This is a genomic window from Pseudomonas fluorescens NCIMB 11764 (assembly GCF_000293885.2).
In the GTDB taxonomy this organism is placed as follows: Bacteria; Pseudomonadota; Gammaproteobacteria; order Pseudomonadales; family Pseudomonadaceae; genus Aquipseudomonas; species Aquipseudomonas fluorescens_B.
Window position 1 is genome coordinate 4,141,334 of the sequence record NZ_CP010945.1, and the last position, 15,516, is coordinate 4,156,849.

14 protein-coding genes are annotated in these 15,516 nt (G+C 60.3%); 7 read left to right on the plus strand and 7 right to left on the minus strand.

Translation table 11 applies throughout. The features are described 5' to 3' along the window. Positions 1 to 65 precede the first annotated feature (65 nt). The 4 genes from B723_RS19105 to B723_RS19120 all read left to right on the plus strand — a co-directional run bounded on the left by B723_RS19105 (position 66) and on the right by B723_RS19120 (position 6,112). The gene (locus tag B723_RS19105) at positions 66 to 755 is read left to right on the plus strand and encodes a GntR family transcriptional regulator (RefSeq protein ID WP_010460977.1); all 690 of its coding nucleotides are present in this window, start codon (positions 66 to 68) and stop codon (positions 753 to 755) included. Positions 756 to 897: 142 nt separating this feature from the next. Then, the gene (locus tag B723_RS19110) at positions 898 to 3,009 is read left to right on the plus strand and encodes a hybrid sensor histidine kinase/response regulator (protein ID WP_031318974.1); all 2,112 of its coding nucleotides are present in this window, start codon (positions 898 to 900) and stop codon (positions 3,007 to 3,009) included. A 145-nt stretch (positions 3,010 to 3,154) separates the two neighbouring features. Next, positions 3,155 to 5,785: an excinuclease ABC subunit UvrA gene (gene uvrA / locus B723_RS19115; RefSeq protein ID WP_017339190.1), complete on the plus strand. Its 2,631-nt coding sequence runs from the start codon at positions 3,155 to 3,157 to the stop codon at positions 5,783 to 5,785. Between the two features lie 138 nt (positions 5,786 to 5,923). After that, entirely contained in the window at positions 5,924 to 6,112 is a 189-nt protein-coding gene (locus tag B723_RS19120) for a hypothetical protein (RefSeq protein ID WP_017339189.1), read from the plus strand. Positions 6,113 to 6,181: 69 nt separating this feature from the next. On the opposite strand, the gene B723_RS19125 is transcribed toward B723_RS19120, so the two are convergent. Beyond that, positions 6,182 to 6,703: a DUF4142 domain-containing protein gene (locus B723_RS19125; RefSeq protein WP_017339188.1), complete on the minus strand. Its 522-nt coding sequence runs from the start codon at positions 6,701 to 6,703 to the stop codon at positions 6,182 to 6,184. A 216-nt stretch (positions 6,704 to 6,919) separates the two neighbouring features. On the opposite strand from B723_RS19125, the gene B723_RS19130 reads away from it, so the two are divergent. Next, a complete protein-coding gene (locus B723_RS19130) occupies positions 6,920 to 7,162 on the plus strand; it encodes a DUF465 domain-containing protein (RefSeq protein WP_017339187.1) in 243 nt (80 codons plus the stop codon). Between the two features lie 109 nt (positions 7,163 to 7,271). After that, the gene (locus B723_RS19135) at positions 7,272 to 7,514 is read left to right on the plus strand and encodes a hypothetical protein (RefSeq protein WP_017339186.1); all 243 of its coding nucleotides are present in this window, start codon (positions 7,272 to 7,274) and stop codon (positions 7,512 to 7,514) included. Between the two features lie 50 nt (positions 7,515 to 7,564). Here the strand turns inward: B723_RS19135 and B723_RS19140 are convergent, their stop codons facing one another. The 6 genes from B723_RS19140 to B723_RS19165 all read right to left on the minus strand — a co-directional run bounded on the left by B723_RS19140 (position 7,565) and on the right by B723_RS19165 (position 14,166). Next, a complete protein-coding gene (locus B723_RS19140; RefSeq protein WP_017339185.1) occupies positions 7,565 to 8,653 on the minus strand; it encodes an SMP-30/gluconolactonase/LRE family protein in 1,089 nt (362 codons plus the stop codon). Beyond that, positions 8,650 to 9,795, minus strand: a complete 1,146-nt coding sequence (locus B723_RS19145; protein WP_052909696.1) for a sterol desaturase/SRPBCC family protein — start codon at positions 9,793 to 9,795, stop codon at positions 8,650 to 8,652. The genes B723_RS19140 and B723_RS19145 overlap by 4 nt, the downstream gene beginning before the upstream one ends. 106 nt (positions 9,796 to 9,901) lie before the next feature. After that, a complete protein-coding gene (locus B723_RS19150) occupies positions 9,902 to 10,765 on the minus strand; it encodes a LysR family transcriptional regulator (protein ID WP_017339183.1) in 864 nt (287 codons plus the stop codon). 170 nt (positions 10,766 to 10,935) lie between these two features. Then, on the minus strand, positions 10,936 to 12,783 hold the full coding sequence (locus B723_RS19155) for an amidohydrolase (protein WP_031318973.1): 1,848 nt from the start codon (positions 12,781 to 12,783) through the stop codon (positions 10,936 to 10,938). A gap of 293 nt (positions 12,784 to 13,076) precedes the next feature. After that, the gene (locus tag B723_RS19160) at positions 13,077 to 13,391 is read right to left on the minus strand and encodes an SCP2 sterol-binding domain-containing protein (RefSeq protein WP_017339181.1); all 315 of its coding nucleotides are present in this window, start codon (positions 13,389 to 13,391) and stop codon (positions 13,077 to 13,079) included. A gap of 64 nt (positions 13,392 to 13,455) precedes the next feature. Next, positions 13,456 to 14,166 (minus strand): histidine phosphatase family protein, encoded by a 711-nt coding sequence (locus B723_RS19165; protein ID WP_017339180.1) that lies wholly within the window; start codon positions 14,164 to 14,166, stop codon positions 13,456 to 13,458. A gap of 202 nt (positions 14,167 to 14,368) precedes the next feature. On the opposite strand from B723_RS19165, the gene sohB reads away from it, so the two are divergent. Next, positions 14,369 to 15,391: a protease SohB gene (sohB, locus tag B723_RS19170; RefSeq protein WP_017339179.1), complete on the plus strand. Its 1,023-nt coding sequence runs from the start codon at positions 14,369 to 14,371 to the stop codon at positions 15,389 to 15,391. Positions 15,392 to 15,516: the final 125 nt, after the last annotated feature.

Sequence of the window (15,516 nt, forward strand, 5' to 3'; positions counted from 1 at the left end):
ACCCCCTTTTTCAAAGGCTGCTCATTCGCCTGGGGCCGGTTGTTTAGCGCTAAGGGAGTGTTCGAATGACCGACAAAAAACTCGAGACCACGGTCGACCGCGTCTACCAAGGGGTTTACGAGGCGATCAGCAAACGTTCGTTGCGTCCCGGCATGAAGCTCGGCGAAGCGTCGCTGGCCGAACTTTTCAATGTCAGCCGCACGTCGGTTCGTGCCGCGCTCAAGCAACTGGAAGCGGACGGCCTGGTCACCACCGAGCCCAACAAAGGTGCGTCGGTGTCGCTGCCCAGCGACGAAGAGATTCGTTCGTTGTTCGAAACGCGGCGCTTGATAGAGATCGGCATCGTCAGCGAACTCTGTCGCCGGCGTGATACCGCGGTGACCCAGGACCTGCGTGATCACCTGCTGCTGGAGGATGAAGCACACCGCAGTGGCGACCACGAACGGCTGATTCATCTACTCGGCGAATTCCACATCAAACTCGCGCGAAGCCTGAACAACCCGGTGTTGCTGGACTGGTTCCAGAAGCTGATTTCCCGCGCCTCGCTGTACGCCGCCGCGCTGGATGACGACAGCCACGAGGCCTGTCGCGACGATGAGCACCTGCGCCTGATCGAGTACATCGAGGCCGGCAACCAGAGCGCTGCGATCGAACTGACCTGCATGCATTTGAATGGCATCGAGAAGGCGATCCTCGACGTCGCCGCCACCTTGAAAACTGGCTACCATCCGCTCAAGCACCTGATCGAGGTGTAGCCACCCATCTTGAATCTGACGCTCCCACAGGGATCTGTAGCTGCCACGGATTGCCGCAAGAATCAGCTAATCTCTATGAAACCATTGGCAGCCGCGATGCTCGAAACAAACGGGCGCCAATCACAGGACTCAGAATCAGTCGATGCAGTTTCTAGACGATAGCCACGGGTGTGCCGGATGGGACGGCGAAATGGCCGGACGCATCCGCGCGTTCGACTGGAGCGTGACCGAGCTGGGGAGTATCGACACCTGGCCCGCCAGTCTGTGCAGCTCGGTGCAACTGCTACTCGCCTCGCCACTGCCGATGGTGATGCTGTGGGGCCGCCCCGGCTACATGATCTATAACGATGCGTACTCGTCGTTCGCCGGTGGCCGACATCCTTATCTGTTGGGCGCTCCGGTGGAATTGGGCTGGCCGGAAGTCGCCGAGTTCAACCGGCATGTGGTCGATACCTGCCTGGCCGGCGGGACCTTGTCCTATCACAACAAAGAGCTGGTGCTGTTGCGCGACGGCGTCCCCGAAGACGTCTGGCTGGATCTCTATTACAGCCCGGTGGCCAATGACGAGGGAACGCCGGCCGGTGTCATGGCGATGGTGGTCGACACCACTGACCATGTGATTTCCGAGCGCCGCCGCCAGGAAGCCGAAGATGCCTACCGCGCCGACAATGAGCGAGTGCGCCTGGCGTTGAATGCCGGTGCCTTGCTCGGCTCGTTCGTCTGGGACATCAAGGGCAATCTGCTCTCCGGCGATGAACGCTTTGCCCGGACCTTTTCCTATCCGGCCGGGCACAACCTCGGCGACTTGCCAACGGACTTTGCTGAAGCGCGGATCCACCCCGACGACCGCAGCTGGGTCAACGAGCAGGTCAATAAATCCGTGACCACCGGCGAGCCCTTCAATGCCGAATATCGTGTAGTGCGCCCCGACGGCAGTTATCTGTGGGTGCAAGCCAGTGGTTGCTGCGAGTTCGATGAGCAAGGCGAACCATTCCGCTTTCCCGGGGTGTTGATCGACATCCACGAACGCAAGACCGCCGAAGAATCCCTGCTCAAGTTCACCCGAAACCTGGAGCAGCGCATAGCCGATGAAGTCGGAGCGCGGATGGCGGCAGAAGAGCAGCTACGCCAGTCACAGAAACTCGAAGCTATCGGCGGACTTACGGGGGGCGTGGCCCATGACTTCAATAACCTGCTGCAGGTGATCGCCGGCAACCTGCACTTGCTGGCACGGCATGAGCCGGACAATGCCAACGTGCAGCGCCGGGTCAGCGCATCGATTGCGGCGGTGGAGCGTGGCTCGAAGCTGTCCTCGCAATTGCTCGCGTTCGCCCGCCGACAGCCGCTGTCGCCAGCGGTGTGCGACCCACGGCAAATCTTCGAAGGCCTTGGCGAGCTGTTACAACGGGCATTGGGCGAAACCATCCAGATAGATGTGCGCCTGCCCCGAGCGTCCTGGTACATCAACGTCGATCGCAATCAACTGGAAAACGCGATTCTCAATCTGGCCATCAATGCCCGCGACGCCATGCAGGGTGAAGGGACCATCGAACTGAGCGCCGAGAACGTCGCACTCGACCGCCAGTTCTGCGCAGGCAAGGGGATTTCGGCGGGCGATTATGTCCGTGTCGCCGTGGCCGATACGGGCGTCGGCATGTCGCCGCAAGTGCTCGCGCAAGCATTCGAACCGTTTTTCACCACCAAGGCCGATGGCCAGGGCACGGGGTTGGGGCTGAGCATGGTGTTCGGTTTCGTCAAACAGAGTGGCGGGCACATCGAGATGTCCAGCGTCGAGGGGCAGGGCACTCGGGTGCAGCTGTATTTCCCGCGAAGCCTGCGGCCTCTGCTCAGTGATACGGTGCACCATGACACACCGCAACGCGGCGGCCACGAAACCATCCTGGTGGTCGAGGACAATGAAGCGGTGCGCAGCTCGGCAGTGGAGTTGTTGCGTGAAGAAGGCTATCAAGTCCTGACGGCTGCCAACGGCGATGCCGCCATGCAGATGTTGCTGGACGGCCTGGCGGTGGAGCTGATCTTCACCGATGTGGTCATGCCCGGGCTGATCAAAAGTTCGGATCTGGCGGCCTGGGCCAAAGTGCAGACGCCACCGGTGGCCGTGCTGTTCACGTCCGGCCACACCCGTGACATTATTTCGCGCAATCACCAACTCAGCCCCGACACGTATTTGCTGAGCAAACCCTATAGCCCCGAGGCATTGACCCGGATGGTCCGCACGGTCCTCAATGGCTAACCCCGGAACCTGCAGGTGCTGCCGAAGGCTGCGATCTTTCGATCTTAGACGTCGCGCCAAAGAAAAATAAAAAGATCGCAGCCTCCGGCAGCTTCTACATTCTGAATCGCGTCCATCCGCTCGCAAACAACATTCAAGGCACCCCATGACCTCCAAGCGCACCTCCAATCCTCCTTCCGGCATGGTCAGAGTGCGCGGCGCCCGTGAACACAACCTCAAGAACGTCGACGTCGATATCCCGCGTGATGCGCTGGTGGTGTTCACCGGCGTATCCGGCTCCGGGAAGTCGTCCCTGGCCTTTTCGACCCTGTACGCCGAAGCGCAGCGGCGCTATTTCGAGTCCGTGGCGCCGTATGCGCGGCGCCTGATCGATCAGGTCGGTGTGCCGGACGTCGACTCCATCGAAGGCCTGCCACCCGCGGTCGCCTTGCAACAACAGCGGGGCACGCCGAGCACGCGGTCTTCGGTAGGCAGCGTGACCACGTTGTCGAGCCTGATCCGCATGCTGTACTCCCGCGCCGGCAGTTATCCGCCGGGGCAGCCGATGCTGTACGCCGAAGACTTTTCGCCCAACACACCCCAAGGCGCTTGCCCGGAATGTCATGGTTTGGGGCGGGTGTATGAAGTCACCGAAGCCCTGATGGTCCCGGACCCGAGCCTGACCATTCGCCAGCGCGCGGTCGCTTCCTGGCCCACGGCGTGGCAGGGGCAGAACCTGCGGGACATCCTCGTGACCATGGGCTACGACGTCGACAAACCCTGGCGCGACCTGCCGAAAAAGCAGCGCGACTGGATTCTCTTCACCGAAGAAACCCCGACCGTTCCCGTGTATGCCGGGCTCACACCCGAAGAAACCCGAGTCGCCCTCAAGCGCAACATGGAGCCGAGTTACCAGGGCACCTTCACCGGTGCCCGGCGCTACATCCTGCACACCTTCAGTCATTCGCAAAGTGCGCTGATGAAGAAGCGTGTCTCGCAATTCATGCTCGGCAGCCCGTGCCCGGTGTGCGACGGCAAACGGCTCAAACGCGAGGCGTTGTCGGTGACGTTCGCCGGTTACGACATCGGCGAGTTGTCGCAAATGCCGTTGCTGCAAGTGGCTGAAGTGTTGAAGCCGGTGGCGGCGCACAGTTACCTCGAACAGGCCGATGTGGCGGGCGAGGTCTTGACCCACGACCAGACCCGCGAAGCCCGTGAGGAGCGAGTGGCCCACGGCGCCAGTGGCCACGCCAACGCGCCGGATGTGCGCCACACGCCCAACCTGTCGGTGGAAAAACGCCTGGCCGCGCAGCGTATCGCTCAGGATCTGCTGGAGCGGGTCAGCACGCTGACCGATCTGGGGCTCGGTTACCTGGCGCTGGAGCGCAGCACGCCGACGCTGTCGTCCGGTGAGTTGCAACGCTTGCGCCTGGCGACACAACTGGGCTCACAGCTGTTCGGGGTGATTTACGTGCTGGACGAACCGTCGGCCGGTTTGCACCCGGCGGATGGCGAAGCGCTGTTCGAAGCCTTGCAGCGCCTGAAAGCCGCGGGCAATACCTTGTTTGTGGTCGAGCATGACCTGGAAACCATGCGCCGCGCCGACTGGCTGATCGATGTGGGCCCGGCGGCGGGGGAGCATGGCGGTCGTATCCTGTACAGCGGGCCGCCGCAGGGGCTGGTCGACGTGACGAACTCGCAGACGCGCGCGTACCTGTTCGCCGATCAGGTCCGTCAGCCGCAAACCAGCCGCAAGCCGACCGATTGGCTACGGCTGGAAGGCATCACCCGCAACAACCTGAGTAATCTCAGCGTCGAGTTTCCGCTGGGCTGCTTCACTTCGGTGACCGGCGTTTCGGGGTCCGGTAAATCAAGCCTGGTCAGCCAGGCACTGCTGGAACTGGTGGGCGCACATCTCGGGCGTGGCGCGAGTGACAGCGAACCCGAGGAACTGAGCCTGGAAGACGATGCGCCGCAAGTCAGTGGCGGCCAGGTCAGCGCAGGGCTGGAATCGATCAAGCGTCTGGTGCAAGTCGATCAGAAACCCATCGGCCGCACGCCGCGCTCCAACCTGGCGACCTACACCGGGCTGTTCGACAATGTACGCAAGTTGTACGCCGCGACAGCCGAGGCGCAGGCCAAAGGCTATGACGCCGGCCAGTTCTCCTTCAACGTCGCCAAGGGCCGCTGCCCGACCTGCGAAGGCGAGGGTTTTGTCAGCGTCGAGTTGCTGTTCATGCCCAGCGTCTACGCGCCATGTCCGACTTGCCACGGTGCACGCTACAACCCCGAAACGCTGGCGATTACCTGGCAGGGGTTGAACATTGCCCAGGTGTTGCAGTTGACGGTGGACGAAGCGGTCGAGGTGTTTGTTGAGCAACCGGGCATCCGTCGCTCGCTGGAAGTGCTGCGGGATATCGGTCTGGGTTATCTGCGTCTCGGGCAGCCGGCGACCGAGTTGTCCGGCGGCGAGGCCCAACGGATCAAACTGGCTACCGAACTGCAACGCAACCAGCGCGGCGCAACCCTGTATGTGCTTGATGAGCCCACCACCGGGTTGCATCCGCGGGACGTCGATCGCTTGCTCGAACAACTGAATACGCTGGTGACGGCGGGGCACACGGTGATTGTCGTCGAACATGAAATGCGCGTGGTGGCGCAGAGTGACTGGGTGATCGACATCGGACCGGGGGCAGGGGATCAGGGTGGCAGGATTGTCGTGGCAGGGACGCCGCAGAAAGTCGCCAAGAACAAAAAAAGCCGGACGGCGCCGTTTTTGGCTCGGTTGCTTGGCTGAGAATGAATCAAAAGATCGCCGCCTCCGCAACTCCCGCAGAATCGGTGGTCGATCCAATGGAACGATGCCTTCGGCAAAGCTTCGAATTTACAAGGCCGGTGTTTCAGCCGCGCATTGCCAGTGATGAACGAGGTGCATATGACCGATCAACGTGAGCTTGAGGAAAACGCTACAACCGCCGAACCGGAAAGTGCCGATAAAGCGGTTGACCAGAAGAATCGTCACACCGACAACGACAATGAGTTCAGCCCGGGCTTCAAGCCGCATCCGGATCGCCCGAAACCTGGCGAGGAGACGGACGCCGACATCGATACCGACGGCGGCTAGTACCGGCTACTGGCGCAAAAAAAGACCGCCTCCATGGATCATGGAGGCGGTCTTTTTATTTGGTGCGCGTTATTTGCTCGGATGGGCAGCTTGCAGTTTTTTCGCCGCATCCAGGTGCTTTTCCAGGCCCGGCAACATTTTCTGTGCGAAAGCTTTCAGTTCCGTGGCGCCTTTGACTTTGTCGTCGGTCACGGTGTTGGCTTCTTTCTTGAACAGTTCGATGGTGTCTTCGTGCGCCTTGACCTGATTGTTGGCGTACGCGGCGTCGAACGATTCGTCACGCATATCAAGAATCTTTTCCTTGGCCTGCTTCACCAGTGTCGTGGTGTCAGGCACCTCGATGTCGTGTTTCTTCGCGATGGTCGCCAGTTCATCGTTCGCCTTGGAATGATCGGTGATCATCATGTTGGCGAATTCCTTGACGTCGGCCGAGGCGCTTTTTTCCAGGGCGAGCCGGCTGGTTTCGATCTCGGCGATACCGCCGGCGGCGGCCTTGTCGACGAAATCGTTTGAAGTGGCCGCGAACGCCGCGCCCATGCTGGTGCTCAAGGCTACGGCCAAAGTGAGGTGGCGCAGGTTGAATCCGTCCATTGGTTTTCTCCACACAGGTTTTCATGGGCGATCAGGTGATCGTTAATCTGTGGAGGCCGACGGGCGGGAAAAGGTTTAATCGGCCTTGCAAAAGGACGACGAACGGACACCGCTGGTCTGATAGGCGGTCGACAGAACGCGCCAACCGAGGCCATTCTGATAGTTGGTGAGCGCAATCGATCGCGTTTGCCACCGATCAACAAACGGAGGTGTTCCATGCCGGTGCCACACGACCTTTATGCGGATTTGAAACTGTCAAAGGAAGATGTCCAGCAAAAACGCACCAAGGATCCGTTACTGGATTCACTGATCAACAAGTATTCGCAGGCGGACGCCGAGGTGGTAAAGGCTGAAACCGCCCAATCGGATGCGCCCAGTGATGAGGCTCTGAAGAAGCTCAAGGAGAAGCGCTTGCAGTTCAAGGACAAGATCGTCCAACAACTTCAGGCACCGTCCTGACGTGTCGCTTCAGCCACCGACGACCGGTGGCTGAAAAATTGGAACGGTGATAAATCCCGGCACCTCGAATGATCAGAGTCCGACTTTACGGCTCCATGCGAGGTGCCCAATGAATGACCCAAAATTCCCGAGCGAAGAGCAGGGCGGCTACGACCCCATCCCCACCCGTCCCGAGCCCTTGAGCCCCGGGCGCACCACCGTCAACCCTGAAGATGAACCGGGTATCGACGAACTGCCGAACAACGAAGGCGCCATCCCGATGGATCAGGACGACGGCACCGGCCTCGACCCGGAACGCGTGCGTGAAGAAACCGATAATGCGGTGCGCGATGGCGAGATGGATCCGCGTTGATTTGACCTGACACCTGTCCTGTGGGAGCGGGCAAACCCGCTCCCACAGGTTTACTGCAAGGCCTTGCTCAACGGCAACCGCACCATATGTCTGGCCTTCAACGACCCGAAATACAACCACTCCCCATACTCACGCACCGTGGTGATCGGTGAGTAGTTGTCGCGGCTGCCGTCCTGCAGATTGGCAATCACCTTGCCCTCGACATCCAGCCCCAAGGCAAACCCGCGTTTCTCTACCGGTTTGGGCAGGACGGTCATCGCCCGCACGATCATCTTGCGCACGAAGGGATATGCTGCAGTGGCGTCGAGCAGTGCGTTGCGCGGGGCATACAGTGCCACCCAGAAACGGTCCCTGCCATTGAATGCGAGGTTGTCCGGCAGGCCTGGCAGGTTGTCGATAAACAGGTCGTGGGTGCCGGCCTTCGGACCGCTGAGCCAGTATCGACTGATGCGATAGGCGCCGGTTTCGTTGACCAGCACAAACGCCTCGTCCGGTCCCAGGGTCACGCCGTTGGCAAACTCCAGTTTGTCCAGCAGGACTGCCGTTTTGCCGGTCTGGAAGTCATAGCGCAGCAAGCGACCATCGCCGCCGTGCTCGATGATCGCCTCGCCGTCGTGGCCGTATCCGAAGCGGCTGGAAGCATCACTGAAATAGGCGTAGTGCCCGGACTTGTCGATGACCACGTCGTCGGTGAACCCGAAGTCCACGCCATTCGCTGCGGTGGACAGGGCGATCAACCGCCCCTGGGCATCCAGCGACAGCAAGCCCTTGATCCCGTCAGCGATTACCAGCAAACCATTGGGGTGACGGGCCAGGCCCAACGGCCGGCCGCCGGTGTCGGCCAGCACTTTGGTGACCTTGCCGTCGAGGCTGGTGCGAATCAGCCGACCGTCATGCAGGCCGGTAATGAGCACGTTGTCCTCCAGCAGCAAGGCTTCCGGCCCATCGATATCCTCGGCGCCCACACGCTCCACGCCTTTGAGACGTTGATTGTCGGCGTACGGCCCACTGGTGAGAGACGGCGCCGGTGGCGGCGTCCAGGCCACGGGTTGCACTTTGGTCGGCATCAGCAGCAGGAACGCGGCAATGACCACGATCACCAGCAACACGACACGGCGAAACGCGACGGTTCGACTCACACCGTGACTCCTGCCGGGGCCAGGTGCTTGCGGGCCATTTCGCGCAAGGCCAGCATCGAGGCGGCCGATTCATGATCGATGCGCCGCTTCAGCAATAGACGGTTGGCGATGCGCATTCCAAGGCCGCTGAACTGGTATTCCAGAGTGCGGACAAAACGGGTGCCGTCGCCCTCGGCCTCGCATTCGTAAGTCACTACCAACGACAAGCCATGATCGCCCTGGGCGCGAGCGCTCCAGCGACGACCGGGCAAATACTCGTTCACTGCCCAGCTCAAATGGCCCTCGCGCCCGCCGGCCCGGATGTCTTCTTCGAAGCGTGACCCTGCATGCAGCGGCCCGCCTTGGCCCTTGACCTTGAGCGACGACGGGTGCCACTCCGGCCAACGGGTCACGGTGCTGGCGTAGGCGAGTACGTCAATCGGGTTGCCGGCGATAGTGATCTGATGCTGCATACGGGTCATGGGCGTTCTCGTCGGGTGCAGGTGCGTGGGTTCGGGCTCCCAATACAGGGTGCCGAACAGGTAGTCCGTCAGTGGAAAAACGATGTTGAAGTTGCGTTCCTGCATCAACTCCCGACGGTGATGCAGTTCGTGCAGGCGGCGCATCTGGCGGATCCATGGCCAGCGTGTCACCGGGTTTGAGGGCGGCAGGTGCTCGCAGGCGTGGAACACTTCATAGGTCAGGTAACCGAGGACCAGGCAGCCGCCGACCAGGCCGGCAACGTTGGCATCGAACTGCGCCAGCAGCCACCAGACGGGCAGGGTGATGACGAGCGTATGCACCACGATCAGCCAGGCTGGAAACAGGATCACCCGCCAGTCGCGGGCGCTGTCATACGTCATGTGTCCGGGAGCGAAGAAGCTGTGATGATCACCGGCATGGCGGGCATAGAACATCCGTGCGAAGCTTTTCTTGTGATGCCCAAGGTGACGATGCACGGCGTACACGCCGAAGTTGAAGAACAACAACGTCAGTGGCACGGCGAGCCATTCCAGCGGCAGCACCTGATGCACGGTGTTCCAGAATGCACCGATGGCCAGCAAGCCGAACAGCAGCACAAACCCGCCGTGCAGCCAGGGGTTGTAGCGTGGATGAATGTCCGCGCGATAGCGGCTGCGAAAAGCCTCGGTGGTCTGCCTCACTGCGTTCACCTGTGGTTATTGTTGTCCCAGCAGATTAGACGATCCCGCCGTTTCCGGCGGGCCAAAGCCAGGGGACACAAATGCCATGTTCCGGTGTAAAGCGGACTCAGGTCAGCGGGTTCCAGCGTTGCGACCAGTCATCGTCGGTCTGGATGACTTCGCGCAGCAGGTCGAAGGCGTGTTGCAGGGTGGCCGAGTCACGGTCGCGGGAGTAAACCAGATAGGTCGGGTAGCTGAATTCCGGAGCTTTCGGCACTTGTTCCAGCACACCGCTTTCCAGGTAACTCTGCACCACTCGAGTACGAAAGTAGCCACTGCCGCCGTTTTCCAGAATGTATTGCAAGGCCAGGGGGCCGAGGTTGAAGCTCAGCGCCGCCTTGGCTTTCTCCGGTAACGCGGCATCATGCTGCCGACGGAAGTCCTGCCCCCAGTCGATGTACACGTAGGGATCAGACTTTCCGGCCAGACGAACCAGAATCAGTTTCTCTTCCAGTATCTGCTCGACTTGCAGGCGCGGCCAATATTCGGGCTGATAGACCAGCGCCGCGTCCAGCACCCCCAGTTCCAGTTGACGCAGCAGATTTTCGCCGTCGCGGATCTCCATGCGCAGCGCGTGCCCGGGGATCTTCTCCCGCAGTTCGGCGGCCCAACTGAGCATCAACGGGTTGCACAGACTGACTTCGCCGCCGATGTGCAGTACGTCGTGGTATCCCTCAGGTAACGGCAAGTCCCGGCGCGCGGCTTCCCAGGTTTCGACCAGCTGATTGGCGTAGACCACAAAGGCTTCGCCGTTCGGAGTCAGACGAGCACCGGCGCGGTTACGCACGAACAGCGTGCTGCCCAGCTGGTTTTCGAGTTTCTGTACACGTGCGGTGATCGCAGTCTGGGTGACGTGGAGTTTTTCCGCTGCGGCGGCGAGGCTGCCGTGGCGGACGATTTCCAGGAAGGTACGGGCGAGATCGATGTCCATGGGGAGGCCGGTGCGGGAGATTCGGGCATTGTAAACGGATACACGCGGACTCGTTTGGTGCGCGTTTGTTGGGTTTGTTGAGGGGGTACATATCCGTTACCGCAGCAACGGATATGTACACCGCCGGTGAATTCCCACGAACCGGGAGAAGCGCTCTTCAGCCGTCCAGCTCAAAACGCAAAACACGAACAGCCAAACGCTCCCCAGAATCCCTGAAAGTCACTGACCGGTGCCGAAGACAATCGCGCCCGTTCATGGCTGTGAGCATGCACCGCACAAGCCCCGACGCATTGATGAACCTGTGCCGTCATCGGTGCCAGCGGTCTCCAATGCCCCGGCACATTAACCACCGGTGACCATTCCGGCACCACCGGCACGGGCGGCGGTCCGAGCTTCTCGAACTCGGCGGTGCCGTAGACAATCTTGCCGTCGACAATCGTCAGCACCGACTCGATCCATTTGACCGCTTCATCCTCAATATGGAAATAGTCCGCCGACAGCGCAATCAAATCCGCCAGTTGCCCGACCTTGATCTGGCCCTTCTTGCCTTGCTCGGAAGAAAACCAGGCACTGCCGTGGGTGAACAATTCCAGTGCGGTGTCGCGACTCAAACCTTGCGGATACAGCTCCAGACCACCGACGGTGCGGCCACTGACCAGCCAATACATTGAGGTCCAGGGGTTGTAGCTCGACACCCGCGTGGCATCGGTGCCGGCGCCGACAGGAACGCCCTCGGCGAGCATCCGCGCGATCGGTGGCGTGTGCTCGGCGGCCTTGGCGCCGTAGCGGTCGACAAAGTACTCGCCCTGGAAGGCCATGCGGTCCTGGATCGCAATCCCGCCGCCCAAGGCTTTGACCCGCTCGATGTTCTGTGGCGTGATGGTTTCGGCATGATCGAAAAACCATGGCAAACCGTCGAACGGAATATCGCGATTGACCTTCTCGAAGACATCGAGCATGCGGCTGATGGATTCGTTATAGGTGGCGTGCAGACGGAACGGCCAGCGTTGCTCGACGAGGTGGCGAACCACCGGTTCCAGTTCCTGTTCCATGGTTTGCGGCAGGTCCGGACGGGGTTCGAGAAAGTCTTCGAAATCCGCCGCCGAAAACACCAGCATTTCCCCGGCACCGTTGTGCCGCAGGAAATCGTCGCCCTGGCCATAGTGGGAAGTGCTGGTCCAGTTCTTGAAGTCGGTCAGTTCTTCCTTGGGTTTCTGGGTGAACAGGTTGTAGGCGATGCGCACCGTCAGCTGTTGGTCCTTGGCCAGTTGCTGAATGACCTGATAGTCGTCCGGGTAATTCTGATAACCGCCGCCGGCGTCGATGGCGCTGGTGACACCGAGGCGATTGAGTTCGCGCATGAATTGCCGGGTCGAGTTGACCTGATACTCCAGCGGCAGTTTCGGTCCCTTGGCCAGCGTCGAGTAAAGAATCATCGCATTGGGGCGGGCGATCAGCATGCCGGTCGGGTCGCCATTGGCGTCGCGCTGGATTTCACCGCCTGGCGGGTTCGGCGTATCGCGGGTGTAGCCGACCACTTTCAAGGCGGCGCGGTTGAGCAGGGCGCGATCGTAGAGGTGCAGCACGAACACCGGTGTGTCTGGTGCGGCCTTGTTCAGTTCATCAATCGTGGGCAGGCGTTTTTCGGCGAACTGGAACTCGTTCCAGCCACCGACGACCCGCACCCATTGCGGCGTGGGTGTACGGTCGGCCTGATCCTTGAGCATGCGCAAGGCATCGACCAGCGACGGCACGCCTTCCCAACGCAATTCGAGGTTGTAGTTCAAACCGCCACGGATCAGGTGCAGATGCGAGTCGTTGAGACCGGGAATCACCGTGCGACCGTGGAGGTCGATGATTTGCGTGCCCGGTCCTTGCAGCGCCATGGCCTGCGCGTCGCTACCGACCACCACGAAGCGCCCGTCCTTGATGGCGACGGCACTGGCCTGGGGTTTCTTGCGATCGACGGTGTGCAGGCGTCCGTTGTACAGAATGAGGTCGGCCGGGGTATCTGGCATGGTTTTACTCCCTGCGAACAGCGGGCTGATCCAGGCACCAACGGCACCTGCCGAAAGGCCTTGCAATACACGTCGGCGGTTGAAACCTTCGTGGTCCTCAGGTGGGGGCATGGCAGTGTTCTCCGCAAAAATGATCGGATTGAACAGCCGATGTCTGACGCATGCGGCCAGAAGGAATATAGACCGCAAATCTGCAGAGGGCGTTTTTCCAAAGGTGAAAAACGACGAATCCCGCCACAAGGGGCGGGATTCGTTTGCAACCAGAGAGGCTCCCGAACGCGGGAACCGCCGTCTTAGCTTGGGAACAGCTCGGACAGTTTCATGGCCAGCATCATGTCGCCTTCAGCGCGCAGCTTGCCGCCCATGAACGCCTGCATGCCGTCGGTCGAACCGTCAACGATGCCTTCCAGGGTTTCGCCGTCCATCACCAGAGTGACCTGGGCGTCCGGGTTTTCGCCTTCTTTCAGCTCGCAGGTGCTGTCCTTGATGATCAGCGAGAAGTTCTTGGTGTCGTCGATGCGGAAACCGAAGACCAGGTCCAGACCGGCAGCAGCGGCTGGGTTGAACTTGGCTTTCATTGCTTGTACGGCATCAGCTACGGAGGTCATGGTTCGATCCTTTCTTGGGTAATTAGAGCTGGGTGATTACAGCCAGGGTCACAATAGTCCGGACTCAGCGAAACGTGATGAGTTCCGGGGCTTTCAACAGCTGCAGGTGCGCATGACTGTTGAAAGAAGCCAGTGCCACCTCGCGACCACGGAATTTCAGTTGGTTGAGCGAGGTGTTGACGATTTGCCAGTTAAGTTCAAAGGCCTGCTTCGCCGGCATTTGCGTAATGAGGTGGAGCAGGGCGGTGATGGTGCCGCCGGAGGTGAACACGGCGATTTTCTGTGTATTGTCGGCGCTTTCGAGTATCCGGTGCAGGCCGGCCTGCACCCGCTCGACAAAACCCAGCCAGCTTTCAAGGCCCGGGGTGTCATACGTGCCGGCGAGCCAGCGCTCGATGATCAGAGCGAAAATACGCTGGAATTCGGCACGGTTTTGCGCGGCGTTGCGCAGGATTTCCAGCGCTTCGGGTTCGTCGTCGAGCATGGCCGGCAGCAGCGCACGGATCACCGCATCGGCATCGAATTCATTGAAGGCAGAATCGGTTTCCACGATCGGTGCCGGCAAGCCTGCGGCAGCGAACTGTTCCAGCGCACTGCTGGCAGTATGCTGCTGGCGGCGCAGGTCGCCCGAGAGGCAGCGATCAAAGCGGATACCCAGCCCGGCGAGATGCTGGCCGAGGACTTCTGCCTGGCGAACACCGGTCGGCGACAGGACGTCATAGTCGTCTGCACCAAAGGAGGCCTGGCCATGTCGAATCAAATAGATACTGCCCACGTCCGCGTCATCCCGGTACGTTGAAGGTTTGGCGAGGTTATGAGGATGAGGGTGAGCTGTCAATGAAAAAACATACGCTTGTTTGAAATGCCCGTTACAGCCTGTTGCCAGAGGTTTCACGGCTGGCCGGCGGGCCGGCGCATGGGTATGCTGATGCTATCCCGCGCGCGTTAATGCAGCGCTTTGTATTGAAGGAGTCCCTGTGGAGTTTCTGTCCGAATATGCCAGTTTCCTGGCTAAAACCGTGACACTGGTGATCGCCATTCTGGTGGTCCTGGCCAGTTTCGCGTCGTTGCGCAGTAAAGGTCGACGCAAGTCGGCCGGCCAGTTGCAAGTCAGCAAACTCAATGATTTCTACAAAGGGCTGCGCGAGCGCCTGGAGCAGACCTTGCTCGACAAGGAACAGCTCAAGGCCTTGCGCAAGGTCGAAGCGAAAACCGAGAAAAAACAAAAGAAGAAGCCCGAGGCAAAATCCCGGGTGTTCGTGCTGGATTTCGATGGCGACATCAAGGCCTCGGCTACCGAGAGCCTGCGCCATGAAATCACCGCGCTGTTGACCCTGGCCACGCCAAAGGATGAAGTCGTGCTGCGTCTGGAGAGCGGTGGCGGCATGGTCCACAGCTACGGTCTGGCGTCTTCGCAACTGGCGCGCATTCGTGATGCCGGCGTTCCACTGACCGTGTGCATCGACAAGGTTGCGGCCAGCGGCGGCTACATGATGGCGTGCATCGGCGAGAAGATCATCAGCGCCCCGTTCGCCATCCTCGGCTCGATCGGGGTGGTGGCGCAGTTGCCAAACGTCAATCGCCTGCTGAGAAAGCATGACATCGACTTTGAGGTCCTCACCGCCGGCGAATACAAGCGGACCCTGACCGTATTTGGCGAAAACACCGAAAAGGGCCGTGAGAAATTTCAGGAAGACCTGGACGTCACCCATCAGCTGTTCAAGAACTTCGTGTCCCGCTATCGCCCGCAACTGGCCATCGACGAAGTGGCCACCGGCGAAATCTGGCTCGGCGTTGCCGCGCTCGACAAGCAGCTGGTTGACGAACTCAAGACCAGCGATGAGTACCTCGCCGAACGGGCGAAAAAATCCGAGCTTTATCACCTGCACTATGCCGAACGCAAAAGCCTGCAGGAACGCATCGGCATGGCGGCCAGCGGTTCGGTCGATCGCGTATTGCTGAACTGGTGGAGCCGGTTGACTCAGCAACGTTTCTGGTAACACATGCTAATAATGGTCTCTTTCATTGTCTCGCAGTGAAAGGGGCCGTTTTTTTTTGTGGCGGTATATATGTAGCACTTTTTAAGAAAGTCGCTCGATAGGCTAGCGTTCCTAGTTAATTTCGA